Here is a 25,600-nt window from a genome sequence, read left to right as displayed (position 1 = left end):
GCGGACGCGGGCGCGGGCACAGACGCGGGCGCGGGCGCGGGTGTGGGCGCGGGCGCCCGGATCCTCCGGGTCGGTACGGGCGCCCGGGCCGGACGGACTATCGTGGCCCCATGTCCGCCCCTGAACCAGCAGCCGCTCCCGAACGCATCCGTATCGTCTCGCGCGACTCGCCGATGGCCCTGGCCCAGGTGGAGCGGGTCCGCGCCGAACTGGGTGCGCTGCACCCGCACATCACCACCGAGGTCGTCCCGGTCAAGACCACCGGCGACAAGTGGATGGGCGACCTGTCCCAGGTCGAGGGGAAGGGCGCGTTCACCAAGGAGGTCGACGCCGCGCTCCTCGCCGGGGAGGCGGACCTCGCGGTGCACTGCGTCAAGGACGTGCCCGCCGACCGGCCCCTTCCCGCCGGCACCGTGTTCGCCGCCTTCCTCAAGCGGGACGACGTACGCGACGCCCTGATCCACCCGGGCGGACTGACCCTCGACGAGCTGCCGCCCGGCACCCGGATCGGCACCTCCTCCGTACGGCGCGTCGCGCAGCTCGCCGCGTCCCACCCGCACCTGGAGTGCGTGCCGATGCGCGGCAACGCCAACCGCAGGCTGGAGAAGCTGGCGGCAGGCGACGCGGACGCGCTGCTGCTCGCCGTCTCCGGTCTGGAGCGCATCGGGCGTACGGACGTGATCACCGAGGTGCTGTCCACCGACACGATGTGCCCGCCGATCGGCGCGGGGATCCTGGCGCTCCAGTGCCGCGAGGGCGACACCGCGCTGATCGACCTGATCAGCGATCTGGGCGACCCCGCCACCTACCGCGAGGTCACGGCGGAGCGCATGTTCCTGCACGTGCTCCAGGGGCACTGCAACTCGCCGATCGCCGGGTACGCGAAGGCCGAGCGCGGCGGGGACCTGTCCCTGCGGGCATGCGTCTTCACGCCGGACGGCAAGACCGTGCTGAACGCGCACGAGTGGGCCGGCCGGCTCGACCCCGCCACGCTCGGCACGTCCGTCGCGGTGGCCCTGCTGCGCCAGGGCGCGCGTGAGCTGATCGACGGCATCGCGCACTGAGCGCACTGAGCGCACTGAGCGCACTGAGCGCACCGAGCCCCCGGACACCGGGCGCCGGGCGCCGCACCGGGTCCGGCGTGGCGCACCCGGCCCGGCGGCGCCGACCGGGCGCCGCGCCGGACGGTGAACACCGCGCCACGCGTCGGCGGCGCTCGCCGGTCACGGGAGCCACGCGGTGAGCGCCCGCCACCCGGTGAACACCCCGCCGACGCGGGCGGCCCCGCGCCGGTCCGGGGCCGTGGGCGCTCGGCGTACGGCCGGATCGGCGCGACCGGCTCCCACATCACGCATACGCAGAAGGCAGAAGGCGGGACGGACGATGGCCACGAGCCGTATCAGCAAGCCGCACGAGATCATCGAGCGTGCCCTCTCCCTGTCCACCGCCGACGGCTGCGTGGTCGTCGCCGACGAGCAGTCGTCCGCCAATCTGCGCTGGGCGGGCAACGCGCTGACCACCAACGGGGTCACCCGTGGCCGGACGCTGACCGTCGTCGCGACCGTGGACGGCGCCCGGGGAACCGCCTCGGGTGTCGTCTCCCGTGCCGCCGTCACTGCCGACGACCTGGAGCCCCTGGTCCGGGCCGCCGAGGAGGCCGCTCGGGCCGCGGGCCCGGCCGAGGACGCGCAGCCGCTGGTCTCCGGCGTGCCGGCGGCCGACGGCTTCACCGACGCCCCCGCCGAGACGTCCTCGGCGGTCTTCTCGGACTTCGCGCCAGCGCTCGGCGAGTCCTTCGCCCGCGCCCGCTCCGGCGGGCGCGAGCTGTACGGGTTCGCCCACCACCAGCTGACCTCCACCTACCTCGGCACGTCGACGGGGCTGCGGCTGCGCCACGACCAGCCCACCGGGACGCTGGAGCTCAACGCGAAGTCGCCCGACCGCACCCGTTCGGCCTGGGCCGGACGGTCGACGCGCGACTTCACCGACGTGGACCCCGGCGCTCTGGACACGGAGCTGGCGCGGCGGCTGGCCTGGGCGGAGCGCCGGATCGAGCTGCCCGCCGGGCGGTACGAGACGCTGCTGCCGCCCACCGCCGTGGCGGACCTGCTCGTCTACCAGCTGTGGTCCTCGAGCGCCCGGGACGCGGCGGAGGGCCGTACGGTCTTCTCCCGCCCGGGCGGCGGCACCCGCGTCGGCGAGAAGCTGTCCGAGCTGCCGCTGACGCTGCGCAGCGACCCCGCCGAGCCGGGGCTCCAGTCCGCGCCGTTCGTGATCGCCCACTCCTCCGGGGACGACGCGTCCGTCTTCGACAACGGTCTGCCGCTGACGGCGACGGACTGGGTGCGCGACGGCGAGCTGAACCGTCTCGTCACCACCCGGCACAGCGCGGCCCTGACCGGACTGCCCGTCGCGCCCGGCATCGACAATCTGGTGCTGGAGGGCGGCGGCGGACGCTCTCTGGAGGAGATGGTGGCCGCCACGGAGCGTGGGCTGCTGCTGACCTGCCTGTGGTACATCCGCGAGGTGGACCCCGCCACTCTGCTGCTCACCGGGCTGACCAGGGACGGTGTGTATCTGGTGGAGAACGGCGAGGTCGTCGGCGAGGTGAACAACTTCCGGTTCAACGAGTCCCCCGTCGACCTGCTGTCCCGGGCCGTGGAGGCCGGGCGCACGGAGCGGACGCTGCCGCGCGAGTGGGGCGACTGGTTCACCCGGGCGGCGATGCCCGCGCTGCGGATCCCGGACTTCAACATGAGCTCGGTCAGCCCCGGCGTGTGACCCCCATAGACTGGGGGGCACGTCAAAAACGCGCCGGCCGGCACTGACCCGCGCCGGTCCGGCGCTGACCGCACAAGCTGACCGCACAAGGAGAGACACGACCGTGACGGACATCGTCGACGAGCTGAAGTGGCGCGGGCTGTTCGCCCAGTCCACTGACGAGGACGCATTGCGCAAGGCGCTCGCGGACGGTCCCGTCACGTTCTATTGCGGCTTCGACCCGACCGCGGCCAGCCTGCACGTGGGTCATCTGGTGCAGGTGCTGACCGTACGCAGGCTCCAGCAGGCCGGCCACCGGCCGCTGGCGCTGGTGGGCGGCGCCACGGGCCAGATCGGGGATCCCCGGCCGACGGCCGAGCGGACGCTGAACGATCCGGAGACGGTCGCGGGCTGGGTCCGGCGGCTGCGCTCGCAGATCGAGCCGTTCCTGGACTTCGAGGGCCCCAACGCCGCGACGATGGTCAACAACCTGGACTGGACCGCGGGCATGTCCGCGATCGAGTTCCTGCGGGACATCGGCAAGCACTTCCGGGTGAACAAGATGCTCACCAAGGACTCCATCGCCCGTCGGCTGGAGTCCGACGAGGGCATCAGCTACACGGAGTTCAGCTACCAGCTGCTCCAGAGCATGGACTTCCTGGAGCTGTACCGGCGCTACGGCTGTGTGCTCCAGCAGGGCGGCAGCGACCAGTGGGGCAACCTCACGGCCGGCCTGGACCTGATCCACCGGCTGGAGCCGGACGCCACGGTGCACGCGCTGGCCACGCCGCTGATGACGAAGGCGGACGGGACCAAGTTCGGCAAGACGGAGAGCGGCGCGGTCTGGCTCGACCCCGAGATGACCACGCCGTACGCCTTCTACCAGTTCTGGCTGAACGTGGACGACCGGGACGTCTCCGCCTACAGCCGCATCCTCAGCTTCAAGAGCCGGACGGAGCTGGAGGAGCTGGAGCGGCTCACCGCGGAGCGTCCGCAGGCGCGGGCCGCACAGCGGGCGCTGGCCGAGGAGCTGACGACGCTCGTGCACGGCGCGGACCAGTGCGCGGCGGTCGTCGCCGCGTCCAAGGCGCTCTTCGGCCAGGGCGAGCTGACGGGCCTGGACGAGGCGACGCTGAGCGCGGCGCTCTCCGAGGTGCCGCACGCGCGGGTGGCCGAGCTCGGGCCGGTGGCGGACCTGTTCACCGAGGCCGGTCTGGCGCCGAGCAAGTCAGCGGCGCGGCGCACGGTGAAGGAGGGCGGCGCGTACGTGAACAACGTGAAGGTCGCCGACGCGGAGGCGGTCCCGGAGGCCGGGGAACTGCTGCACGGACGCTGGCTGTTGCTGCGCAGGGGCAAGAAGAACCTGGCGGCGATCGAGGTGACTCCGGCCCGGTAACGGTGTGACCGTCTCGTACGTGCGAGACAGCCCCGTAAGGGCGGGACCGTCTCGTCCGGGCGGTCCGGTCCACGCGGCGCGGCGGGCTATCTGGTGCTCCGGCTCCGCGCGGCGCGCCGCGTGCTCCAGAGTCCGTCCACCGCGAGGACCACGAGGATCGCTCCGGCCAGCTGGAGCACATGCCGGATCCAGTCGATGCCGCTGGTGTGGCGTACGCCGATCCAGCCCGCGACGGCGTTGCCGAGGAAGCTGCCCAGGATGCCGCACAGAATGGTCAGCCAGAGCGGGATCCGCTGCCTGCCCGGGATGATCGCCCTGGCGAGCACACCGAGCACCAGTCCCACAATGATCGCCCATACCCAGCTCATCGTCGCCTCCCGGTGCGCGGTACACGCTCCGCCGGTGCGCGCGTGCCGTAGCCGCATGTGCGCCCAGTCTGACGGGATGGGCCATACGCCGCATGCCGGACAGGGCTGTAGGTGTCGGGACGAGGCCTATCGGTCACGATGGGAGCGACCCGCTCACAAAGGCGCGGGTTCCCGGGCGTACCGTGGATCCGGTCCGGCCCGCGGAGCGGCCGGCACGGGAAAAACGGGTGGTGGAACGTGGCTCGGAAGCGGAGCGGCCCGGAGGTCTTCCGGATCACGGGAGCGCGGCGCGGACTGGCGGAGGACGTACGTGGCCGGCAGCGCCGTTACGTGATCTCCATGAGCGTACGGACGGTCTCGGTGATCGCGACCGTCGCGCTGTGGAACGTGCAACGACCGATCGCGATCGTGACGCTGGTGCTGGGGGCGCTGCTGCCGTACGTGGCCGTGGTGATCGCCAACGCGGGCCGGGAGAGCGCGCCTTCGCTGCCGTCCACCTATGTCACGGCCCCGCTGCGGCCGATGATCGAGGCGCCTTCGGCAACCGCCGCGGCCGAGCCCATGACCGGCGCCGACAGGCGGGAACGACCGTCGCCCGCACAGGAAAAAACATGATCGAACACACTCGCACGGCTGCCCGACGCCGCCGGCCGGACGCGAAGCTCAGGAAAAGCTCAGATCAATCGTGAAGTTCCGGTGCACGGCACCCCCTTGCTCGTGACATACTTTATAAGCGCTCCGCATCCCCCGTCGGAGCGACGGACCGACGCCGGGCAGCTCCCCCCGTGGCTGCCCGGCGTCGCCGCGTTCGATCACGTTTGGACACGGCCACGCCGGTCGGGCGCGGGAAGGAAGGCCCGTCGGGGAGGGCTTTAGGGTGGTCCGGTGAACATCCCCGGAACACCCCGTTTTCCCGGTGCGACCGACTCCGCCGAAGCCGGAACCGCCCCGATCTGCTCGGCGAAGGGCTGCCGTACGCCCGCTGTCTGGGTGCTCGCCTGGAACAACCCCAAGCTGCACACACCGGAACGCCGGAAGACCTGGCTCGCCTGTGACGAGCACCGGGAGCATCTCTCCTCGTTCCTGGGGGTGCGCGGCTTCCTCAAGGACGTGGTGTCGCTGGAGGAGTGGGAGGAACGGCACTCCGCCGACGACGGCCGGTAGAGGGCCGACGCGCCGCCTGTGGCCGGCGTCGGCGTGGCTCAGGGGTCCTTTCAGCCGCCGATGGCCGACATCGGCCGGTCGGGCTGGAGGAAGGCCGGGTCGTCCAGGCCGGAGCCGGCCTTCTTGCCCCACATCGCGAGCTTCCAGCGCTCCGCCAGCTCCTCGTCCGTGGCGCCGTCGCGGAGCGCGCCGCGCAGGTCCGACTCCTCCCGGGCGAACAGGCAGGTGCGCACCTGTCCGTCGGCGGTCAGCCGCGTGCGGTCGCAGGCGCGGCAGAACGGGCGGGTGACGGAGGCGATCACCCCGACGCGGTGCGGACCGCCGTCCACGATCCAGCGCTCGGCGGGCGCGGAACCGCGCCGGTCCTCGCCCTCGGGGACCAGGGTGAAGCGCGTACGGAGCGACTGCAGGATGTCACCGGCGGTGATCATCCCGTCGCGCTTCCAGCCGTGCTGGGCGTCGAGCGGCATCTGTTCGATGAAGCGGAGCTCGTAGTCGTGCTCGACGGCCCAGGCGAGCAGGTCGGGTGCCTCGTCGTCGTTGAGCCCGGGCATCAGGACGCTGTTGACCTTCACGGGGGCCAGTCCCTCGGCGCGGGCCGCGTGCAGCCCGTCGAGCACGTCGGCGTGCCGGTCGCGGCGGGTGAGGGTCTTGAAGACATCGGGGCGCAGGGTGTCCAGGGAGACGTTGACGCGGTCGAGCCCCGCGGCCTTCAGCGCGGCGGCCGTGCGCTTCAGCCCTATCCCGTTGGTGGTCAGGGACAGCTTGGGGCGCGGCTCCAGCGCCGCGCAGCGCTCCACGATGGCGACGAGGCCGGGCCTGATCAGCGGCTCTCCACCGGTGAAACGGACCTCGGTGATCCCGAGGCGGGTCACCGCGATGTCGATCAGCCGGACGATCTCGTCATCGGTCAGCACCTCGGTCTTGGTGAGCCACTGGAGGCCCTCCTCCGGCATGCAGTACGTACACCGCAGGTTGCACCGGTCCGTGAGCGAGACCCGCAGATCGGTGGCCACCCGGCCGTAGGTGTCGATGAGCACTGTCGGCCCCCTCCCCGCTCCCCGTGATCGGTTCCGTTCCACCGAGCCTACGTCAGAGCGCCGACAATGTCGGAGGCCGGGACGGGCGGTGGACGAAACCGCGCGTCCCGCACCGAGCACGCTGCCGTGCTTCGCGCACGCGGTGTGCTCGGTACGGGACGCGCGGCGGCGTGCTCAGTGCGCGCCGGTGCCGGTGAGGGACTTGACCTCCAGCTCCGCGTACTTGCCCCGGTCGGGTGCCTCCTTCGACAGGACGGTGCCCAGCCAGCCGAGCAGGAAGCCCAGCGGGATCGAGATCAGCCCCGGGTTCTCCAGCGGGAAGAAGTGGAAGTCGACGCCGGGGAACATCGAGGTCGGCTTGCCCGACACGACCGGCGAGAACAGCACCAGCAGCACCGACGAGGCCAGACCGCCGTAGATCGACCACAGGGCGCCCTGGGTGGTGAACCGCTTCCAGAAGAGGCTGTAGAGGAGCGTCGGCAGGTTGGCCGAGGCGGCGACGGCGAAGGCGAGCGCCACCAGACCGGCCACGTTCAGGTCGCGGGCGAGCGCGCCGAGCGCGATGGAGACGACACCGATGGCGACGGTCGCCCAGCGGGCCGCGCGGACCTCCTCCTGCTCAGTCGCCTCGCCCTTGCGGATCACGTTGGCGTAGATGTCGTGCGCGAACGAGGACGAGGACGCCAGCGTGAGGCCCGCGACCACCGCGAGGATCGTAGCGAAGGCGACGGCCGAGATCACGGCGAGCAGGATGGCGCCCCCGGTCGAGTCGGCGCCGCCGCCGATCTCCAGGGCGGCCAGTGGTGCCGCCGTGTTGCCCGCCTTGTTGGAGGCGATGATGTCCGCCGGCTTCAGCAGCGCGGCGGCACCGAAGCCGAGCACGATGGTCATCAGGTAGAAGGCACCGATGATGCCGATGGCCCAGATGACCGACTTACGGGCGGCCTTGGCGGTCGGCACGGTGTAGAAGCGGATCAGGATGTGCGGCAGCCCGGCCGTGCCGAGGACCAGCGCGATCCCCAGCGAGAGGAAGTCGAGCTTCGAGGTCTCCGTGACGCCGTACTTGAGTCCGGGCTCCAGGAAGGCCGCGCCCTTGCCGCTGTTGCTCGCCGCCGTGCCCAGCAGGTCGGAGAGGTTGAAGTTGAACTTCCAGAGGATGAGGAAGGTGATCAGGAGGGTGCCCGCGATGAGCAGGACGGCCTTGACCATCTGCACCCAGGTGGTGCCCTTCATCCCGCCGATCGTCACGTACACGATCATCAGCAGGCCGACCAGCGCGACGATGGCGATCTTGCCGGCGTCGCTGGTGATGCCGAGCAGCAGCGAGACCAGCACGCCCGCGCCCGCCATCTGGGCCAGCAGGTAGAAGATCGAGACGACGATGGTGGAGGCGCCGGCGGCGGTACGGACCGGGCGCTGGCGCATGCGGTAGGCGAGGACGTCGCCCATCGTGTAGCGGCCGGAGTTGCGCAGCGGCTCCGCGACCAGGAGCAGCGCGACCAGCCAGGCGACCAGGAAGCCGATCGAGTAGAGGAAGCCGTCGTACCCGAAGAGGGCGATGGCGCCGGCGATGCCGAGGAAGGAGGCGGCGGACATGTAGTCGCCGGAGACCGCGAGCCCGTTCTGGAATCCGGTGAACTGGCGTCCGCCCGCGTAGAAGTCGGAGGCGTTCTTGGTCTGCCGGCCCGCCCAGACCGTGATGACGAGGGTCGCCACGACGAACAGCGCGAAGAGGGTGATGATCAGCGGCCGGTGCTCACTGGCGTCGGAGGCCGCGGCGAGCCGGGTGGGGAGTTCGTGGGTCAGCTCCGTGGTCACCAGGCCGGCCGACTGGGTGCTGGGCGAGTGGCTCATGCGTCCGTCTCCGTCTCCATGCGGGACTTGATGGCCTCCGCCTTCGGGTCGAGCTTGGTCGCGGCGTGCCGCGCGTAGTACCAGGCGATGAGGAAGGTGCTGGCGAACTGGGCGAGGCCGAGGACGAGCGCGACGTTGATGTTGCCGAAGAGCTTGGTGCCCATGAAGGCGCCCGCGTAGTTGGACAGCAGGACGTACAGCAGGTACCAGGCGATGAAGGCGACGGTCAGCGGGAAGGCGAAGTTGCGGTAGGTACGGCGCAGTTCCCCGAATTCCGCGCTCTCCTGCACGTCCAGGAACCGGGCCTGGCCCGGCGTGGCGGGGCCGGGTGCCGTGGTGGCCGGATCGGGCGCCGTGGTGGGCGCTGGGTTGGTGTCCGTACCGCCCTCGGGCGGCGGTGCGTCGGTAGCCACGGAATCTCCTCGTGACGCGGGTGCGTTGGCGTGGGTCATTAGGGGGACCTCGCGGGGGGTGGGTTGGTGCACGTCTCCCTGACAACGGCACGGGGGGCGCCACGAAGCGGTTCAACACTGGTCTTTTTCTTGTAGTTTCTTCTGAAAATCATTGATGAGCAGGGATGATCGCGATAGCTTCGCTGGTCATGTACCCGTCCTGCGCAGCGTGCGTGGAGGACGGTCGTCACGGATGATGTGGAGAACCCATGGCTCATCTGGGATCCAGACGGCGGCGTGTACTCGCCCTGCCCGTAGGTCTGGCGCTCACCGCTTCGTTGGGCTTCCTGCCCGCGGCCACGGCCTCGGCGGCCCCGGGGGGCGGCGCCGCCGTCGACGGTGCGACCGTCTCCTCCCCGGCCGCCTCCGCCGCCGAGGAGGGCCCGAAGCTCACGTACGTCGTGAACACCCGGGGCGGTCATGTGACCGCCAAGGTGGTCAAGAAGGCGATAGAGCGTGCCGGCGGCGCGATAGTGACCAGCTATGACCAGATAGGTGTCATAGTCGCCACCTCCAAGAACCCCGATTTCGCCAAGACCGTTCGCAAGGTGCCAGGAGTTGGCTCCGCCGGCGCCACCCGCACCGCTCCCCTGCCGGCGCAGTCCACGACCGACATCGGTACGCCCCGGATACTCGGCGCCGACGAGGTCGCCGCCGCGACCGCCAGGTCGGCCAAGGCCGCCGGTCAGGACCCGCTGGAGTCCTTGCAGTGGGACCTGCCCGCCATCAAGGCGGACAAGGCGCACGAGAAGACGCTCGGCAGCAAGAACGTCACGGTCGCCGTCATCGACACGGGTGTGGACGACACCCACCCGGACATCGCGCCCAACTTCGACCGTAAGGCGTCCGTCAACTGCGTGGGCGGCAAGCCGGACACAACGGACGGCGCCTGGCGGCCGACCGCCGAGGAGAGCCCGCACGGCACGCATGTCGCGGGCGAGATAGCGGGCGCCAAGAACGGCGTCGGCATCACGGGTGTGGCGCCGGGCGTGAAGGTCTCCGGCATCAAGGTGTCCACGCCGGCCGGGTTCTTCTACACGGAGGCCGTCGTCTGCGGCTTCGTCTGGGCCGCCGAGCACGGCGTCGACGTGACCAACAACAGCTATTACACCGACCCCTGGTACTTCAACTGCACCACCGACCCGGACCAGAAGGCCCTGGTCGAGGCGCTGACCCGGGCGACTCGGTACGCCGAGCGCAAGGGCACGGTCAATGTGGCCGCGGCGGGCAACGAGAACTACGACCTCTCGTCCGACTCGATCACCGACCCGAGCAGCCCGAACGACACGACCCCCGGTGACCGGGTGATCGACCCGTCCGAGTGCCTGGACATCCCGACCCAGCTGCCGGGCGTGGTGACCGTCGCCTCCACCGGCGCGAAGGGCCTGAAGTCCTCGTTCTCCAACCACGGTCTCGGCGTCATCGACGTCGCGGCCCCCGGCGGTGACTCCACCGCCTACCAGACCCCGGCCCCGCCCGCGACCAGCGGCCTGATCCTCGGCCCGCTGCCGGGTGGCAAGTGGGGCTACATGGCGGGTACGTCGATGGCCTCCCCGCACGCCGCGGGTGTCGCCGCACTGATCAAGTCCACGCACCCGAAGGCGTCTCCGAAACTGGTCAAGACGCTGCTGGCGGCCCAGGCCGACGCCACCGCCTGCCCGGTGCCGTACGACATCGACGGTGACGGCCAGGCAGACGCGGTCTGCGAGGGCGGCAAGAAGTACAACGGCTTCTACGGGGCGGGCATCGTGAACGCCCTCAAGGCCGTGACCAAGTAACGCGACGGAACCACCGGAAGACCCGGGCGCGGGCCGGCCTCGAGAGGGCGGCCCGCGCAGTCAACTCGCCGAGGCACCTGGCGCCTGAGCCCGGCGGGGGCCGAACGGGTCCTCGGGGACCGGGAAGGCGAACCGGTACGGTCCCGGGCCGGCGCGACGGCACGCCCCGCGCCGGGCCACGCCCGCACCGCGCGTCAGACGCCCGCCGCGCCCAGCAGTGCTCCCGCCGCGTAGGTCACGCCCATCGCCACCGCGCCCCCGCCCACGTTCCGCAGCATCGCCGGGCCCCGTGCGGCGGCGCCCAGGCGGGCGCTGCCCCAGCCCGTCAGGGCCAGCGCCACCAGCACCGACAGCACCGTGATCCAGAGCCGGTGCGCCGCCGGGGGCAGGACCATCGCCAGCAGGGGCAGCAGCGCGCCCACCGTGAAGGACAGGAAGCTGGCGCCCGCCGCGTGCCAGGGGTTGGTGAGGGCGTTCGGGTCGATGCCCAGTTCCACCCGCGCGTGGGCGCCCAGGGCGTCGCGGCGCGTGAGTTGCTCGGCCGCCTCGCGGGCGACCTCGCGCGTGAGGCCGCGCTCCGTCAGCATGCCCGTCAGCTCGTCGAGTTCGGCCTTCGGCCGCTCACGCAGCTCGCGCCGCTCCGTCTCCAGCGCAGCCCTCTCCGAGTCGCGCTGCGTCGACACCGACACGTACTCGCCCGCGGCCATGGACATCGAACCGGCCAGCAGTCCCGCGAGGCCCGCTGTGAGCAGGACGGCACGTGACGGGGTGGCCCCGGCGACACCGACGACGATGCCGGCGGTCGAGACGATGCCGTCGTTGGCGCCGAGGACGGCGGCGCGCAGCCAGTTGAGGCGGGTTCCGAGAGCGTCGTCGTGCGGCTCCTGGTGCGGTTCCTGCGGATTGTCCCGGGTGTCGTCGCTCACCCGGGAAAGGTCTCACGCCCGGATCGCCGTACGGCGGCAGCGCGCGACACCCGTCCACGAAGGCGCTGTTCGGCGGTGGCGTACGGGCCTTGACGCGGAGACGGACGGTCGGCCCGGTACGGGGGTGCCGCGCCGACCGGGCGACCGCGATGTCAGTCGTGGCCCGTATTCTCTGTGACCATGCTCGACGACCAGACGACTTCAGCGACGTGGCCGGCCGCCTACCCCCAGGGGTACGCGGTCGTCGACGTGGAGACCACCGGCCTCGCCCGCGATGACCGGATAGTGTCCGCTGGCGTCTACCGACTGGACGCGCGGGGCGATGTCGAGGACCACTGGTACACGCTCGTCAATCCGGAGCGCGACCCCGGCCCCGTGTGGATCCACGGGCTGACGAGCGAGGTCCTGGCGGACGCGCCCCGTTTCTCCGAGGTGGCGGGGGAGTTGGCCGAGCGGCTGGAGGGGCGGGTGCTGGTGGCGCACAACGCGATGTTCGACTGGACGATGATCGCCCGTGAGTACGCCCGTTCGGAGCGGACGGCGCCCACCCGGCAGCGACTGTGCACCATCGCGCTCTCCAAGGAGCTGGGGCTGCCCCTGCCGAACCACAAACTGGAGTCGCTGGCCGCGCACTTCGGGGTGGTGCAGCAGCGCGCGCACCACGCGCTGGACGACGCACGGGTCCTGGCGGAGGCGTTCCGGCCCAGCCTGCACGCGGCGGCGCGCGGCGGTGTGCGGCTCCCGCTGCTCGAGTGCCGGCCGCTCACCGAGTGGTCCGACGCCCCGGCGCGGCCCCTGGCGTCCCGGGTCGGTCCTCAGGCGTCGTACCGGCCGACGAGCTGGCGGCCCTCGCGGAAGCGGCCGGCCTGCCCGTATCCGAACCCCGGCCGGTACGAGCCGGGCGGGCCGCTCGTCCAGGGCATGCGGGTGGCGTTCTCGGGCGACACCTCGGTCGAGCGCGAGCTGCTGGAGGACCGGGCGGTCGAGGCGGGGCTGCACGTGGCGACGAGCCTGTCCCGGCTGACCAGCCTGCTGGTGACCAACGACCCGGACTCGGCCACGTCCAAGACGGTCAAGGCCGCGTCGTACGGTACGCCGGTCATCGACGAGGCGGCGTTCACCCAGCTGTTGCGCGATGTGGCCCCGGCACCGGGTGGCGGACGCACGACGTGAGGGGCTCCTGGTCAGACGGAAGAACCGATCTTGTCCACGATGCCGACCCTGCCCTCCGCCCGCGAGCAATGGGCGCCGCAGTACCAGTGGCCCTCCACCTCGACGCCCTGACCGATGATCTGGACGCGACAGTGCTCACAGATGGGGGCCATGCGGTGGATCGCACAGGCGAACGAATCGAAGACGTGACGTGACCCGTCCCGGGTCTCGACCGTGAACGCCAGCTCATAGTCGTTCCCGCACACTTCGCAGTGAGTCATAGGTCATATCGTCAGCGGCAGGGCGGAGGCTCGCAAGCGGACAGCACCCTGCCGGCCGTACGTGCTGTCGGCTCGGCCCAGCGGGTCACTTCACGTCCATCGGTGTGACGCGGGACGGCTCGTCGGGCAGGGCGTGCGGGCGACGGGCACCGCTTCCGCGGCGCGCCACCCCGACGTCCCGTACCCCTCCGTCCCCGGCCCCTCCCCCGCCGGGTAACGTCAAAGGCGTGTACCGCTTCCTGTTGTCCCGGCAGTGGGTGATCCTCACCCTTCTCGGCCTCGCCCTCATCCCCGTGATGATCGAGCTGGGCTTCTGGCAGCTTCACCGGCACGAACACAGGGTCGCCCAGAACGAGCTGATCGCGGACAACCTCGAGGCGAAGCCCGTGCCCGTCACGGAACTGACCGCGCCCGGGCACACCGTCCCCCGCGACGACTACTGGCGCAGGGTGACGGTCACCGGCCGGTTCGACACCACGCACGAGGTCGTCGTCCGCCGAAGGACCTCCACCGACGACCGGGTCGGCTACCACGTCCTCACCCCGCTCCTGCTGACGGACGGCCGGGCGGTCATCGTCAACCGCGGCTGGATCCCCGCACCCGGCGATCAGGAGGCGTTCCCGGACATCCCGGCGCCGGCCCGGGGCGAGGTCACCGTCACCGGCCGGCTCAAGGCCGACGAGACGACGGCGGCCAGCGGCATCAAGGACCTGGAGGGACTGCCGCCGCGCCAGGTGATGCTGATCAACAGCGAGCAGCAGCAGGAGCTGCTGGGGCGCACGGTCCTGGGCGGCTACGTCGAACTCGTCTCCCCCGCGCCGGCCGACGGCTCGCCGGAGCCGATCGCGGACCCCGACCACGGCTCGATCGGATCGCACATGGCGTACGCCGTGCAGTGGTGGCTGTTCGCCGCCGGTGTGCCGGTCGGGTGGGTGATACTCGTCCGCCGCGAGAAGCGGGACCGGGCTGCCGCCGCGGAGAAGGGGGCCGAGGGGACGGGGGACGGACCGGGCGGAGGCCCGGGTCCCGGTACGGCTCCCGGCCGGGGACCGGGGTCCGACCCGGAGCCGGCCGCCGCGTCCGTCCAGTAGCCCCCCGCCACCCGCATGACGTGCGGCCATGCCCCCTTCGCACTCCTCCGGGCGCTGGTATAACCCCCTGCCCTCCGGGAACACGCCCTGGCGTGACGCGACGCATCGAGGACTACGCCCTCATCGGCGATCTCCAGACCGCCGGCCTGGTCGGCAGGAACGGCTCCATCGACTGGCTGTGCCTCCCCCGCTTCGACTCGGCGGCCTGCTTCGCCGCGCTCCTCGGCGACGAGGAGAACGGCCACTGGACCATCGCTCCCCGGGGCGCCGGCGACTGCACCCGGCGCGGCTATCTGGGTGATTCGCTGGTGCTGGAGTCCGTGTGGGAGACCCGTACCGGCACGGTCAAGGTCATCGACTTCATGCCGCAGCGCGACGTGGCCCCCGATGTCGTACGGATCGTGGTGGGCGTCAGCGGATCGGTGGAGATGAGCTCGACGCTGCGGCTGCGCTTCGACTTCGGCTCAGTCGTCCCCTGGGTGCGGCGCTCCGAGGGCCATCGGCTGGCGGTGGCGGGGCCGGACTCGGTCTGGCTGCGCAGTGAGCCACGGGTGAAGACCTGGGGGCAGCACTACAGCACCCGGTCGTCGTTCACGGTCGGTGCGGGCGAGGAAGTGGCGTTCGTCCTCACCTGGCACCCCTCGCACGAGCCGCGCCCGCCGCTGGCGGATCCGCACGACTCGCTCCGGGACAGCCTGGAGGGCTGGGACCGCTGGGCGGCGCGCTGCCGGTACGAGGGGCCGTACCGCGATGCCGTGATGCGCTCCCTCATCACGCTCAAGGCGCTCACGTACCGGCCGACCGGCGGGATCGTCGCCGCCCCCACCACCTCCCTCCCGGAGGAGATCGGGGGTGTGCGCAACTGGGACTACCGCTACTGCTGGCTGCGCGACTCGACGCTGGCCCTCGGGGCTCTGCTGTCCGCCGGTTATCTGGACGAGGCGGCGGCCTGGCGGGACTGGCTGCTGCGCGCGGTGGCCGGGGACCCGGCCGATCTCCAGATCATGTACGGCCTGGGCGGTGAGCGCCGGCTGCCGGAGACGGAGCTGCCGTGGCTGAGCGGATACGCGGGGTCCCGGCCGGTCCGCACCGGCAACGGCGCGGTCGACCAGCTCCAGCTCGACGTGTACGGAGAGGTCATGGACTCCCTCCATCTCGCCCGCGCGTCGGGGCTGCCCCCGAAGCCGCACGCCTGGAGCATCCAGCAGAGCCTGCTGGGCTTCCTGGAGTCGAAGTGGCGGGAGCCGGACGAGGGCCTGTGGGAGGTGCGCGGCCCGCGCCGGCACTTCGTGCACTCCAAGGTGATGGCGTGGGTGGCCGCCGACCGCGCCGTGCGGACGCTGGAGAGCGACCCGTCGCTCAGCGGCGACGCGAAGCGGTGGCGGGCGATGCGGGACGAGGTGCACAGGGAGGTGTGCCAGAAGGGGTACGACCCGGAGCGCAACACCTTCACGCAGTCGTACGGCTCGAGGGAACTGGACGCCGCGACGCTGCTCATCCCGCGCGTCGGCTTCCTGCCGCCGGACGACCCCCGGGTGGTCGGCACGGTCGACGCGGTACGGCGGGAGCTGGGGTCCGACGGGCTCCTGCGGCGTTACGGGGCGGCGGGGCGCGGCCTGGACGGGCTGCCCGGGACCGAGGGAGCGTTTCTCGTGTGTTCCTTCTGGCTGGCCGACGCGCTCCACATGACGGGACGTACGCGGGAGGCCAGGGACCTGTTCGAACAGCTGCTGGACCTGCGCAACGACGTCGGGCTGCTCTCGGAGGAGTACGACGCGGCGGGGCGGCGGCAGCTGGGCAATTTTCCGCAGGCGTTCAGCCACATCGGTCTGGTGGGGACCGCCCTGACGCTGGCCGGGGCACACACGGCACTATAGAAACCATGGATCTTGGACTGAAGGACCGTGTCTACCTCGTCACCGGGGCCTCACGCGGGCTGGGCCGCGCGGCGGCTCGGGAACTGGCGGCGGACGGCGCGAAGGTGGTGCTGAGCGGGCGGGACACGAAGGGCGTCGAGGAGGCCGCGGCGGCGATCGGCCCCGGTGCGCACGGCGTGGCCGCCGACAACGCCGACCCGGCGGCGGCGCGGCGGCTGATCGGCGCGGCCCGGGAGCGGTTCGGGCGTTTCGACGGCATCCTGATCAGCGTGGGCGGCCCGCCGCCCGGGTCCGCGGCGGACAACACCGACGAGCAGTGGCAGGGGGCTTTCGAGTCCGTGTTCCTGGGCGCGGTACGGCTGGCGCGCGAGGCCGCGGCGGAGCTGGGCGAGGGCGGGGTCATCGGCTTCGTCCTGTCGGGCTCGGTGCACGAGCCGATCCCGGGCCTGACGATCTCCAACGGCCTGCGGCCGGGGCTGGCGGGCTTCGCGAAGTCCCTGGCGAACGAGGTGGGTCCGCGCGGGATCCGGGTGCTGGGCCTCCTCCCGGCCCGTATCGACACGGACCGGGTGCGGGAGCTGGACGCGCTGTCGGGGGACGCGGACGCGGCGCGGGCGGCGCACGAGTCCCGCATTCCGCTGCGGCGGTACGGGACGCCGGAGGAGTTCGGCAGGACGGCGGCGTTCATGCTGTCGCCCGCGGCGTCGTACCTGACGGGCGTGATGCTGCCGGTGGACGGCGGGTCGCGGCACGGCTTCTAGGAGGGCGGACGGTCACGGCGTCGGCCGGGCGCTCCGAGGCGCCGTCGGGCGCGGTGGGGCTCCCTGACGCGGTGGGAGGGCGCATCGGGCGCCGGGGAGCACCGGGGCGTCACAGCACGCGTTCCGGCTTGTGCCGGGCCGCACGCAGGCGGATCTCCGTCGGCAGCGACCTCAGTCCCGCCGCGTCCCGAGCGTCCGCCACCGCCTCGTCCGTCAGCCTGCGCAGCGTCACCGTGGGCACCGCGTGCGGTTCCAGGAGGAGGCGGACGCGCGCCACCGGGTCCGTACGACGGCCGGTGAGGCGGGCCCGGGCGCGGGCGACCCCGTCGAGGGTCTCCGCGTCGTCCATCAGCGCGTCCTCCAGCGCCCGGCCGCGCACCAGCGCGCCCTCGCCGTCGCGGGTGTCGACCAGTACGTCCGGCACCCGCGCCCGGCGCGGCTGCGCCAGCAGCCACCACAGGGCCAGCACCACCAGGACCGCCAGGGCGGCGATCACCGCCGGCCACCACCAGCCCTCGCCCCGCCACCGGAGCCGGTTCGCGCGGCTCAGCAGGACGTCCCCCGGGCCGTGATACGGCCACCACGACGGCACCGGCCAGTCCAGCCCGCGCGCGAGCACGATGCCTCCGGCGCAGATCAGCGCCAGGCCGATCAGTGCGAGCAGTACGCGGTTGACCACCCGGAGGGCCATCGCGTCATCCCTTCTTCGGGGGTCTGCGGACGCGCAGCCTCACCGCGGGCGTCCGGGCGAGGCCCAGCTCGTCCAGGCCGATGTCCAGCGCCTCGGCCAGGTCGGCCCGTACCGCGCCCAGTTCGCGGAAGTGGGCGTCCGCGCGCACCGTGACCCGGCGGCGGCGCACCCGGACCCGCGCGGAGCGGACGCCGGAGACCTCCATGGCCCGGTCACGGAGGATCAGGGCGGCGGCGTCCCGGTCCAGCCCGGCCCGTACGTGCGCGGCCTCGCGCCGCATGGGCAGCAGGCCACGCAGTCCGGGGGTGAGGGCGAGGACCAGCAGCCACAGGCCCAGAGCCATCGCGACGGCCGCGGCCGTCAGCAGCCAGGCGCCGTCGAGCCGCTGCTGGGCCAACTGGGTGGCGAGTTCGCGGCGCCAGTACATCGCGGGCCGCCCGGCCCGTACCGCGGCGACGTCGTACAGCAGCAGTCCCGCCGCGCCGAGCACGACCAGCGCGACCAGGGCGGCGGGGATCCTGCGGGCGGACCAGAAGCGGGGCGGCCGGCCGCGGCCCGTGCCCGGCGCCGGGTCGTGGCGGGTGGCGGAGCCCGGACCGTACGGCGGCAGGGGCGCGTCCGCTCCCGGCGCCGGTCCGTGGTCCGCCGGCCCGTTCGCCGCCTCCTCACGTGCCCCCTCCTCGCGTACCGCTTCCTCGGCTGCCGTCGGCCCGCCTTCCGCCCGTTCACGTTCCGTCTGCCCGTGTCCCGGCTGTGCGCGTTCCGTCGGTCCCTGTCCCCTCGGTCCCTGTCCCGTCGGCCCCCGCTCGGAGAGTCGGTCGCTCATCGGAGTCTCCCCCGTGCCGCCACGCGTGCCCGCGCGGAGTGCAGCCGTTCCACCTGCACCACCACCTCGCGGGCCTCCATGTCCGCGAGCGACTTCACCCGATGGACGACCCGGCGGCGCACGGCGGCGCACCGTTCCCCGATGTCACAGGGGTGGCCGAGTTCGACGCCGACGCGCACGCGCGCGTGGTCCTGGTGCAGCGTGACGGTGGCGTGCGGCGGGGCTCCGCCCTCCGGCACGCCCCCGAGCGCTTCCCGCGCCGCGCGCGCGGCGATCTTCGCGACGACCCGGTCGGTGATCACGGTCGCACCACGGGAGCCCGGCGCCACGGGCTCCGCCATCAGCTCCCGCACCTCCGGCGTCCCGTTCCGCGCGTGCCCCGCCGGCCGTTCGGCGGGCAGCATCCGGTCACCTGACACGCGCCGTCACCGCCGTCGGCCGTCGCGTTCGCGACTGCGGAAGAAGTCCCCGGGTTCCAGATCGCCGTCGACGAACTTCCCGGCCACAAAGCCGACCGCCCCCAGCACGGCCACCACCACGAAGGCTCCGAAGCCGCCGAAGTAGCCGGCGAACCCGAGCACCATGCCGGCCAAGAGGCCGACCACCGCCATCTGCATCGTGCGCTCCTCTTCCGCTCTCCGCCGCTTCGCCGCCGCAGGGCTTGCCGCTCATGGCCCGAGGCGGACATGAATCCGCATCCGCCCGGCCGACGGCGCGCGACGGGTCACTGGATCCGTGGCTGCGGCTCTTCCTCGTCCTCCTCGTCGGGGAGCTTCACATCGCTGACCGCGATATTGACCTCGACGACCTCGAGACTGGTCATCCGCTCGACCGCGGAGATCACGTTCTCGCGCACCGCCGCCGCGACACCCGTGATCGAGACGCCGTAGTCCACGACGATCTCCAGGTCGAGCGCCGTCTGGACCTCGCCCACCTCGGCCTTCACGCCACGGGTGACGGACTTGGCGCTGCCGGGGACGCGCTCGCGCACCGCGCCGAACGTACGGGCGAGCCCGCTGCCCATGGCGTGGACGCCGACCACGTCGCGGGCCGCGACCCCGGCGATCTTCTCCACCACGCCGTCGGCGATGGTGGTGCGGCCGCGGGAGCCGGGGGCGCCCGTGCCGCGCTTGGAGACGGACGACCGGCGCCCGTCGTCGCTCAGCAGGTCCCTGCCGGACGACACCGACTGATTACGAGGTGCGGTATCTGACATCGCCACTCATCCCTCTCCGGGTTCTCTCCGGACACCGATGACCCCTTTGCCTACATTAATGCGCATATGACCTATTTCGCTCCGCGAATGGGGCAGGCTGGAGCAATGACGACTGCGCACAACGCCGAAGGATGGGCGGTCTCGGTACGCGAGCGGCTCGGCCCGGGCCGGCTGCTTCCGCTGGGCGGCCCGGCCGACGGCGCCTGGCTGGCGGAGCGGGCGGCGACGGCGGAGCTGCGGCGGGCCGCGGCGCCGGTGGCGCGAGCGGTGCTGGGCCGGCTGCGGATCGGCCCTGACGAGGCGACGGACGACGAGGGCACGGACGGGGAAACGGCTCCGGGGGCGGACACGGGCGGCGCGGGGCTCGCCGTACGGGTGCCGCCCGGCGCGCTCCCGTACGGTCCGCTGCGGATCGACGGCGAGTTCGCGGCGGTGCCGGACGAACCGCTGCCGGTCCTCGCCGAGCGGCTGCGTGACGTGCTGGTCCCCCACGCCGTGGACCGGCTGGGGCTGCGGGTGCGGCGGACGGACCTGCGGGTGACCGCCCTGCTGGACACGCCCGAGGAGGCGGAGGCCGCCGCGCGGGAGGCGGCGGGCTCGGAGGCGAAGGTCCGGCGGGCCGCGGACGGGCCGGCCGAGGTGCACACCACCGCCCCGGCGGCGGAGGCGGCACGGCTGGCCGCCGCGGTCGCCGGGGTGGCTCATCTGACGCGGACGCTGGGCGGCCCGGTGGTGACCACACCGGACCAGGTCCGGGTGGAACTGGCGACGGCGGCCGGCCACCGCCCGCTGGACGTGGTCCGGGCGGTACGGGAACGGCTGACGGCGCCCGGGACCGACGTGACCGGCGGACTGCCGGTGACCGTGCTGGTCATGGCGGTGGAGGTGGCGTCGTGACCAGGTACGAGAGAGGACCCGGTCACGGCGCCGACGCGGCGAGGGGGCGGGCCCTTGCCGCCCCCGACTCGCGGTTTCCGACTCACGGTTCCCGATGACGCGGAGCGCCGCGGCACCGGGCGGCCACAGCCCCCCTCAGTCCGACAGACCCGCGAGGTCCCGCAAACGGCGCGCCTGGGCCGCGCGTTCCGCCGAGCGCTGGGCCTCGTAGGAGCGGCCCGGCGCGTCCCGCAGCAGCGCCTTCGTCTCGATCAGCGCGTCCCTCGGCGCGGCCAGCAGCGCGCCCGCCAGGTCCCGGACGGCGGCGTCCAGGTCCTCCGCCGGCACCACCAGGTTGGCGAGTCCGGTGCGCTCCGCCTCGTCGGCCTGTACGAAGCGGCCCGTGGCACAGATCTCCAGCGCCCGGGCGTATCCGACCAGCCCCACCAGGGGGTGGGTGCCGGTGAGGTCGGGGACCAGGCCGAGGCTCGTCTCCCGCATGGCGAACTGCGCGTCCGCCGCGACGACCCGCAGGTCGCACGCCAGGGCCAGCTGGAATCCGGCCCCGATCGCGTGCCCTTGAACGGCCGCTATCGACACGAGGTCATTGCGGCGCAGCCAGACGAACCCCTCCTGGCACGCGGCGATGGCCGCGTCGAGTTCCGCGTCCGTTTCGCGCGCCAGATCAAAGAAGGACGGCTCACCGTCGAGGCCCTCGGGGGTGAACGCCTGCCGGTCGAGCCCCGCGGAGAAGGACCTGCCCTCGCCGCGCAGCACCACCACCCGCACGCTGCCCGGCAGTGCCCTGCCGGCTTCCGCCAACGCCCGCCACAGAGCGGGAGACTGGGCGTTGCGCTTGGCCGGGTTGGTCAGGGTCACCGTGGCAACCGCGTCCTCGACGGTGAGCCGTACGCCGTCCTTGTCGAGCACGGGATCGAGCGAAGTCATCTGGCGCCTCCGGTCCGGGCAGTCAGCCGCACCAAGTCCTCTTCCGGACTTGGTCGTACAAGCTAAGTGACTGCACAGTAACCACCTGGGTGGTGTGTGTCCCCACCCGGGTGGCCACCGTCCGGGCCGGTGGCCGTACATCCGCACAGTCATGGACCGGTGCGACTGTACCGCCGAACAGTCGGCCGGCATCGCCGTGCGGGAAGCCCCCGTCGACGCCGTCCTGCGCGGTGGAGTCCCGCTCCGCGATCAGGCCGATGCGGCCTTCTTGCCCCGCGTCGCTCCGCCGCGTCCCCGCAGCGTGACTCCCGACTCACTGAGCATCCGATGAACGAATCCGTAGGAGCGGCCGGTTTCCTCGGCCAGCGCCCGGATGCTCGCACCGTTGTCGTACTTCTTCTTCAGGTCTGCCGCGAGCTTGTCACGCGCGGCGCCGGTCACCCGGCTGCCCTTCTTCAGAGTCTCGGCCACCCGTGCCTCCTCATGGGAAGTGCGCTCTGGTCTTCTCATGATCACCCCTTACCGCCTTCCTGGCCACCCATTCGGCAAGGTCCGTACGACAAGCTTTGGCGGACTTCAAGCTTTCAGCACGATCGGAATCTCCGGTTCCAACGGTGCCCGGGGCGCAGGCCGACCGGGTGCTCCAGCGAAGTGCCAGGTCAGAGTGGGCGGAAGACGAGCGGGCGGATGATCGCGGGAAGGTCTCGTACCGTCACGCGGCACGCCGACGGTACGAGACGTCCTCACACAGATGATGGATCAAGGCTAGGCCGAATGATCCATACGCAGTGGATCACGCGAGGGCGACGAGATCCGCGTACTCCGCTCCCCAGAGGTCCTCGACGCCGTCGGGCAGCAGGATGATCCGCTCCGGCTCCAGCGCCTGGACGGCGCCCTCGTCGTGCGTGACGAGGATGACGGCGCCCTTGTACGTGCGCAGCGCCCCGAGGATCTCCTCGCGGCTGGCGGGGTCCAGGTTGTTCGTGGGCTCGTCCAGCAGCAGCACATTGGCCGAGGAGACGACCAGGGTGGCCAGTGCCAGCCGGGTCTTCTCGCCACCGGAGAGCACCCCGGCCGGCTTGTCGACGTCGTCACCGGAGAACAGGAACGACCCGAGCGTCTTGCGGACGTCGACCAGGTCGAGGTCGGGGGCCGAGGAGCGCATGTTCTCCAGGACGGTGCGGTCCGGGTCGAGGGTCTCGTGCTCCTGGGCGTAGTAGCCGAGCTTGAGGCCGTGGCCGGGGATCACCTGGCCGGTGTCCGGCTTCTCGACCCCGGCCAGCAGGCGCAGCAGTGTGGTCTTGCCCGCGCCGTTGAGTCCGAGGATGACCACGCGGGAGCCCTTGTCGACGGCGAGGTCGACGTCCGTGAAGATCTCCAGGGAACCGTACGACTTCGACAGGCTCTCGGCGGTCAGCGGCGTCCTGCCGCAGGGCGCGGGCTCGGGGAAGCGCAGCTTGGCGACCTTGTCCGACTGGCGCACTTCCTCCAGCCCGGCGAGCAGCCGCTCGGCGCGGCGGGCCATGTTCTGCGCGGCGACCGTCTTGGTGGCCTTGGCGCGCATCTTGTCGGCCTGGGAGTTCAGCGCGGCGGCCTTCTTCTCGGCGTTGGCGCGCTCACGCTTGCGGCGCTTCTCGTCGGCCTCGCGCTGCTGCTGGTAGAGGCGCCAGCCCATGTTGTAGATGTCGATCGCCGAGCGGTTCGCGTCCAGGTAGAAGACCTTGTTGACGACGGTTTCGACCAGGTCGACGTCGTGGGAGATGACGATGAAGCCGCCGCGGTAGGTCTTCAGGTACTCGCGCAGCCAGATGATCGAGTCCGCGTCGAGGTGGTTGGTGGGCTCGTCGAGGAGCAGGGTGTCCGCGTCCGAGAAGAGGATGCGGGCCAGCTCGACGCGGCGGCGCTGACCGCCGGAGAGCGTGTGGAGGGGCTGGCCGAGCACCCGGTCGGGCAGTCCGAGCGCGGCGGCGATGGTGGCGGCCTCGGCCTCGGCGGCGTACCCGCCCTTGGTGAGGAACTCCGTCTCCAGGCGCTCGTACTTCTTCATCGCCTTCTCGCGGGTGGCGCCCTTGCCGTTGGCCATCCGGTCCTCGTTCTCGCGCATTTTCCGCAGGACGGAGTCGAGGCCACGGGCGGAGAGGACGCGGTCGCGGGCGAGGGTGTCGAGGTCGCCGGTGCGGGGGTCCTGCGGCAGGTATCCGACTTCTCCGGAGCGGGTGATGGTGCCGCCGGCGGGCTGTCCCTCGCCCGCGAGGCACTTGGTGAGCGTGGTCTTGCCCGCTCCGTTGCGGCCGACGAGGCCGATGCGGTCGCCCTTGGCGATACGGAACGAGGCGGATTCGATGAGGACGCGGGCGCCGGCGCGCAGCTCTACACCGGTGGCGGTGATCACGGAAAGACTCCAGGGCGGTATGGACGGCGGAAGAAAGCAGGCGGAGGAGATTCTTCGACGCCGGCTAATGCACAAGGAGAAATGCCATGCGGGTCAGTCTAACGGTGACGGGCAAATGCTTTTTCCGCGTCGGCCCCGGCGCGGTCGTGCGCCGGTACGCACCGGTGTGCACGCGGTTGTGCGCCGGTGCGCGCGGTCCCGCGACCGGGCGCACCGGGCCCGGCCCGGCGTGCCGTCCCTGTCGCCGGGCCCCGTCGCGGCCGGGACGGCTGGGCCGTCGTGCACACGCCCCGCGGGCGGTCGTCCGTGTCACCCGGCCGGACGGTGGCGCGGGCGTCGCCGGGGCGGTGTCAGGCGCCTCCGGTGTGGACCTGGAAGGCCGCCCGGCGTACGGCCTTGGCCAGTGCCGGGTCCGGGTGGGCGGCGGCCAGGGCCACCAGGACCTGCACCGTACGGGGGTGGCCCACGGCGCGGACCTCGTCCAGCAGCGCGGGCACGTTGCCCTGCACCGCGGAGTCCAGGTGGCGGACCAGCAGCTCGCTCTCGCCGTGGTCGGCGACGGCCGCCGCGGTGTCCACCCAGAGCCAGGTCTGCTCCTCGCGGGTGAGGACCTCGGACGCCTCCTCCGGGTCGGCGCCCTCGTACTCCGCCAGCCAGATCAGGGCGTACGGGCGCAGGCTCGGGTCGTCGACCGCCGCGCGGACCTCCGCCTCCGCCGGAGCACCGACGACGCGCAGGGCCTCGAAGGCGAGTCCGCGCAGGAGCGCGTCCTCGCCGCGGGCGACGGAGAGCAGTTCCGTGACGGCGCTGCCGACAGTACGGGCGGCGAGCCAGGCCCGGTACTCGGCGCGGGCGGGGCCGGGGGTGAGCGCGGCGCAGCCGCGCAGCATGTGCTCCGCGGACTGTTCGATGTTGCCGGCGGGGCTCTGCGCGGCGACGCAGATCTGCTCCAGCTTGACCCAGACCGCCCAGTTGCCGAGCGGGGTGAGGGTCGCCTGTCCCTCCCCCAGCGTCAGCGCGCCCACGGCGGCCATGCCCTCCAAGGCCCAGTCGAGCAGCGGCGGCAGCAGCGCGTCGTCCACCGGGGGCTCGGGGGCCGGGGGCCCGGCGGGGTCCCGCTGTGGCCCGTAGGGCACCTCGCAGCGTTCCTCGTGCAGTTCGGCGACGCGCTGCTGGAGCAGGTCGAGCAGGGCCGGTACGAGCACCGGTCCGGCCGAGAGCTGGAGCAGCGACAGCACCTGGGGGACGGCTTCGACGACCTCGGCGACCGTGGCCGCGGCAACGTCGGCCGGGGCCGGGTGGACGAGCGACCACGCGTCGAACAGCGCGACCCAGCCGCGCTGGACGGCGCTGTCGTCCCGGTCCCACGCCTGGAGCCGCCAGCCCGGTCGTACGGTGCCGGCGTGCAGCTCGACCAGCCCGGCCAGCCGGGCGCGGTCCCAGCCCGCGCGCACCTGGTCCGGTGTCAGGTCCAGTTCGGCCGCGGCGCGTTCCAGCCCGGCCCCGGCCAGCGGGCCCGCGTCGGCGTCCCGGTCGGTCGCGGCCCAGCGGGCGATCCGTACGGCGTCGGCGAGCACCTCCCTCGCCTGCCGGGCCAGCTCCGCCTGGGGAGGGGTCCCCTCGGGCGGCCGGGGGGCGGGCCGACTGCGTCCGCTGGTCACAGCCCGTCGCGCCGTGGTCAACGGTCGCCCGCGGACGAGTCGGAGTCTGGAGTTGCGCGCCAATTGCTCATCAGGCTTTCGGGACGTCAC

General features: G+C 72.4%; 26 protein-coding genes. 11 read left to right on the top strand and 15 right to left on the bottom strand.

The genetic code is table 11. The features are described from left to right. Positions 1-110 precede the first annotated feature (110 nt). The 3 genes from hemC to tyrS all read left to right on the top strand — a co-directional run bounded on the left by hemC (position 111) and on the right by tyrS (position 4,156). On the top strand, positions 111-1,064 hold the full coding sequence (hemC, locus tag IG02_RS0126815) for a hydroxymethylbilane synthase (protein ID WP_030753366.1): 954 nt from the start codon (positions 111-113) through the stop codon (positions 1,062-1,064). A gap of 319 nt (positions 1,065-1,383) precedes the next feature. Further along, positions 1,384-2,781 (top strand): metallopeptidase TldD-related protein, encoded by a 1,398-nt coding sequence (locus IG02_RS0126810; protein WP_030753363.1) that lies wholly within the window; start codon positions 1,384-1,386, stop codon positions 2,779-2,781. 103 nt (positions 2,782-2,884) lie between these two features. Next, a complete protein-coding gene (gene tyrS, locus IG02_RS0126805; RefSeq protein ID WP_030753360.1) occupies positions 2,885-4,156 on the top strand; it encodes a tyrosine--tRNA ligase in 1,272 nt (423 codons plus the stop codon). 86 nt (positions 4,157-4,242) lie between these two features. Here the strand turns inward: tyrS and IG02_RS0126800 are convergent, their stop codons facing one another. Beyond that, positions 4,243-4,524, bottom strand: coding sequence for a GlsB/YeaQ/YmgE family stress response membrane protein (locus IG02_RS0126800; protein WP_030753357.1), 282 nt, complete (start codon positions 4,522-4,524; stop codon positions 4,243-4,245). A gap of 237 nt (positions 4,525-4,761) precedes the next feature. Here IG02_RS0126800 and IG02_RS0126795 point away from each other — a divergent pair, with 237 nt between their 5' ends. Both IG02_RS0126795 and IG02_RS0126790 read left to right on the top strand, forming a co-directional pair. Beyond that, entirely contained in the window at positions 4,762-5,139 is a 378-nt protein-coding gene (locus IG02_RS0126795) for a DUF3099 domain-containing protein (protein ID WP_030753354.1), read from the top strand. Between the two features lie 270 nt (positions 5,140-5,409). Further along, a complete protein-coding gene (locus tag IG02_RS0126790) occupies positions 5,410-5,688 on the top strand; it encodes a hypothetical protein (RefSeq protein WP_030753351.1) in 279 nt (92 codons plus the stop codon). A 50-nt stretch (positions 5,689-5,738) separates the two neighbouring features. Here IG02_RS0126790 and moaA read toward each other — a convergent pair whose 3' ends face one another. From moaA to IG02_RS0126775, 3 genes are all read right to left on the bottom strand, one after another. Continuing rightward, positions 5,739-6,728 (bottom strand): GTP 3',8-cyclase MoaA, encoded by a 990-nt coding sequence (gene moaA, locus IG02_RS0126785; RefSeq protein WP_030753348.1) that lies wholly within the window; start codon positions 6,726-6,728, stop codon positions 5,739-5,741. A gap of 174 nt (positions 6,729-6,902) precedes the next feature. Continuing rightward, positions 6,903-8,582: a cation acetate symporter gene (locus tag IG02_RS0126780; protein ID WP_234314921.1), complete on the bottom strand. Its 1,680-nt coding sequence runs from the start codon at positions 8,580-8,582 to the stop codon at positions 6,903-6,905. Continuing rightward, complete coding sequence (locus tag IG02_RS0126775; RefSeq protein ID WP_030753342.1) at positions 8,579-8,995, bottom strand: DUF485 domain-containing protein; 417 nt, start codon at positions 8,993-8,995, stop codon at positions 8,579-8,581. The genes IG02_RS0126780 and IG02_RS0126775 overlap by 4 nt, the downstream gene beginning before the upstream one ends. A gap of 248 nt (positions 8,996-9,243) precedes the next feature. Here IG02_RS0126775 and IG02_RS0126770 point away from each other — a divergent pair, with 248 nt between their 5' ends. Continuing rightward, positions 9,244-10,812 carry a S8 family peptidase gene (locus IG02_RS0126770; protein ID WP_030753340.1) on the top strand — a complete coding sequence of 523 codons (1,569 nt, stop codon included), beginning with the start codon at positions 9,244-9,246 and terminating at the stop codon, positions 10,810-10,812. Positions 10,813-11,006: 194 nt separating this feature from the next. On the opposite strand, the gene IG02_RS0126765 is transcribed toward IG02_RS0126770, so the two are convergent. After that, on the bottom strand, positions 11,007-11,738 hold the full coding sequence (locus IG02_RS0126765) for a VIT1/CCC1 transporter family protein (protein WP_030753337.1): 732 nt from the start codon (positions 11,736-11,738) through the stop codon (positions 11,007-11,009). 180 nt (positions 11,739-11,918) lie between these two features. Here IG02_RS0126765 and IG02_RS0126760 point away from each other — a divergent pair, with 180 nt between their 5' ends. Continuing rightward, positions 11,919-12,911: a DEDDh family exonuclease gene (locus IG02_RS0126760; protein WP_030753335.1), complete on the top strand. Its 993-nt coding sequence runs from the start codon at positions 11,919-11,921 to the stop codon at positions 12,909-12,911. A gap of 11 nt (positions 12,912-12,922) precedes the next feature. Here IG02_RS0126760 and IG02_RS0126755 read toward each other — a convergent pair whose 3' ends face one another. Then, positions 12,923-13,171, bottom strand: coding sequence for a hypothetical protein (locus IG02_RS0126755; protein ID WP_030753333.1), 249 nt, complete (start codon positions 13,169-13,171; stop codon positions 12,923-12,925). A 227-nt stretch (positions 13,172-13,398) separates the two neighbouring features. Between IG02_RS0126755 and IG02_RS0126750 the strand changes: the two genes are divergently transcribed. The 3 genes from IG02_RS0126750 (at position 13,399) to IG02_RS0126740 (ending at position 16,900) form a co-directional block, all read left to right on the top strand. Beyond that, positions 13,399-14,262 (top strand): SURF1 family protein, encoded by an 864-nt coding sequence (locus IG02_RS0126750; RefSeq protein WP_078854855.1) that lies wholly within the window; start codon positions 13,399-13,401, stop codon positions 14,260-14,262. Positions 14,263-14,354: 92 nt separating this feature from the next. Beyond that, positions 14,355-16,139: a glycoside hydrolase family 15 protein gene (locus IG02_RS0126745; RefSeq protein WP_030753329.1), complete on the top strand. Its 1,785-nt coding sequence runs from the start codon at positions 14,355-14,357 to the stop codon at positions 16,137-16,139. Between the two features lie 5 nt (positions 16,140-16,144). Further along, entirely contained in the window at positions 16,145-16,900 is a 756-nt protein-coding gene (locus IG02_RS0126740) for an SDR family oxidoreductase (protein ID WP_030753327.1), read from the top strand. A 109-nt stretch (positions 16,901-17,009) separates the two neighbouring features. On the opposite strand, the gene amaP is transcribed toward IG02_RS0126740, so the two are convergent. From amaP to IG02_RS0126715, 5 genes are all read right to left on the bottom strand, one after another. Continuing rightward, positions 17,010-17,591 carry an alkaline shock response membrane anchor protein AmaP gene (amaP, locus tag IG02_RS0126735; RefSeq protein WP_030753325.1) on the bottom strand — a complete coding sequence of 194 codons (582 nt, stop codon included), beginning with the start codon at positions 17,589-17,591 and terminating at the stop codon, positions 17,010-17,012. Between the two features lie 4 nt (positions 17,592-17,595). Next, positions 17,596-18,417, bottom strand: coding sequence for a DUF6286 domain-containing protein (locus IG02_RS0126730; RefSeq protein ID WP_324604753.1), 822 nt, complete (start codon positions 18,415-18,417; stop codon positions 17,596-17,598). Further along, positions 18,414-18,758 (bottom strand): hypothetical protein, encoded by a 345-nt coding sequence (locus tag IG02_RS0126725; protein WP_030753321.1) that lies wholly within the window; start codon positions 18,756-18,758, stop codon positions 18,414-18,416. The genes IG02_RS0126730 and IG02_RS0126725 overlap by 4 nt, the downstream gene beginning before the upstream one ends. Positions 18,759-18,842: 84 nt before the next feature. Then, positions 18,843-19,034, bottom strand: a complete 192-nt coding sequence (locus IG02_RS0126720; protein WP_030753318.1) for a hypothetical protein — start codon at positions 19,032-19,034, stop codon at positions 18,843-18,845. A 107-nt stretch (positions 19,035-19,141) separates the two neighbouring features. Beyond that, on the bottom strand, positions 19,142-19,633 hold the full coding sequence (locus IG02_RS0126715) for an Asp23/Gls24 family envelope stress response protein (protein ID WP_030753315.1): 492 nt from the start codon (positions 19,631-19,633) through the stop codon (positions 19,142-19,144). Positions 19,634-19,738: 105 nt separating this feature from the next. On the opposite strand from IG02_RS0126715, the gene IG02_RS0126710 reads away from it, so the two are divergent. Beyond that, positions 19,739-20,530: a hypothetical protein gene (locus tag IG02_RS0126710; protein ID WP_030753311.1), complete on the top strand. Its 792-nt coding sequence runs from the start codon at positions 19,739-19,741 to the stop codon at positions 20,528-20,530. 135 nt (positions 20,531-20,665) lie between these two features. Here IG02_RS0126710 and IG02_RS0126705 read toward each other — a convergent pair whose 3' ends face one another. The 4 genes from IG02_RS0126705 to IG02_RS0126690 form a co-directional block, all read right to left on the bottom strand. After that, complete coding sequence (locus IG02_RS0126705; protein ID WP_030753307.1) at positions 20,666-21,457, bottom strand: enoyl-CoA hydratase/isomerase family protein; 792 nt, start codon at positions 21,455-21,457, stop codon at positions 20,666-20,668. A 249-nt stretch (positions 21,458-21,706) separates the two neighbouring features. Then, on the bottom strand, positions 21,707-21,928 hold the full coding sequence (locus IG02_RS0126700) for a helix-turn-helix domain-containing protein (RefSeq protein WP_030753304.1): 222 nt from the start codon (positions 21,926-21,928) through the stop codon (positions 21,707-21,709). Positions 21,929-22,250: 322 nt separating this feature from the next. After that, positions 22,251-23,849, bottom strand: coding sequence for a ribosomal protection-like ABC-F family protein (gene abc-f / locus IG02_RS0126695; protein ID WP_030753301.1), 1,599 nt, complete (start codon positions 23,847-23,849; stop codon positions 22,251-22,253). A 350-nt stretch (positions 23,850-24,199) separates the two neighbouring features. Beyond that, a complete protein-coding gene (locus tag IG02_RS0126690; RefSeq protein ID WP_078854854.1) occupies positions 24,200-25,600 on the bottom strand; it encodes a hypothetical protein in 1,401 nt (466 codons plus the stop codon).

Origin of the sequence: Streptomyces sp. NRRL F-5135 (assembly GCF_000719775.1) — a bacterium.
Taxonomy (GTDB): Bacteria; Actinomycetota; Actinomycetes; order Streptomycetales; family Streptomycetaceae; genus Streptomyces; species Streptomyces hebeiensis.
Note: the sequence above shows the minus strand (reverse complement) of the source record. Positions and strands in the feature narration are given on the sequence as shown.

Bases quoted from the DNA above. Each gene is read 5' to 3' on its own strand.
- IG02_RS0126710 (WP_030753311.1), top strand. From the start codon at position 19,739: ATGACGACTGCGCACAACGCCGAAGGATGGGCGGTCTCGGTACGCGAG.
- IG02_RS0126755 (WP_030753333.1), bottom strand. From the start codon at position 13,171: ATGACTCACTGCGAAGTGTGCGGGAACGACTATGAGCTGGCGTTCACG.
- IG02_RS0126725 (WP_030753321.1), bottom strand. From the start codon at position 18,758: ATGGCGGAGCCCGTGGCGCCGGGCTCCCGTGGTGCGACCGTGATCACC.
- IG02_RS0126715 (WP_030753315.1), bottom strand. From the start codon at position 19,633: ATGTCAGATACCGCACCTCGTAATCAGTCGGTGTCGTCCGGCAGGGAC.
- IG02_RS0126770 (WP_030753340.1), top strand. From the start codon at position 9,244: ATGGCTCATCTGGGATCCAGACGGCGGCGTGTACTCGCCCTGCCCGTA.
- amaP (WP_030753325.1), bottom strand. From the start codon at position 17,591: ATGGCCCTCCGGGTGGTCAACCGCGTACTGCTCGCACTGATCGGCCTG.
- IG02_RS0126705 (WP_030753307.1), bottom strand. From the start codon at position 21,457: ATGACTTCGCTCGATCCCGTGCTCGACAAGGACGGCGTACGGCTCACC.
- IG02_RS0126730 (WP_324604753.1), bottom strand. From the start codon at position 18,417: ATGAGCGACCGACTCTCCGAGCGGGGGCCGACGGGACAGGGACCGAGG.
- IG02_RS0126720 (WP_030753318.1), bottom strand. From the start codon at position 19,034: ATGCAGATGGCGGTGGTCGGCCTCTTGGCCGGCATGGTGCTCGGGTTC.
- IG02_RS0126780 (WP_234314921.1), bottom strand. From the start codon at position 8,582: ATGAGCCACTCGCCCAGCACCCAGTCGGCCGGCCTGGTGACCACGGAG.
- IG02_RS0126810 (WP_030753363.1), top strand. From the start codon at position 1,384: ATGGCCACGAGCCGTATCAGCAAGCCGCACGAGATCATCGAGCGTGCC.
- IG02_RS0126800 (WP_030753357.1), bottom strand. From the start codon at position 4,524: ATGAGCTGGGTATGGGCGATCATTGTGGGACTGGTGCTCGGTGTGCTC.
- hemC (WP_030753366.1), top strand. From the start codon at position 111: ATGTCCGCCCCTGAACCAGCAGCCGCTCCCGAACGCATCCGTATCGTC.
- IG02_RS0126740 (WP_030753327.1), top strand. From the start codon at position 16,145: ATGGATCTTGGACTGAAGGACCGTGTCTACCTCGTCACCGGGGCCTCA.
- IG02_RS0126760 (WP_030753335.1), top strand. From the start codon at position 11,919: ATGCTCGACGACCAGACGACTTCAGCGACGTGGCCGGCCGCCTACCCC.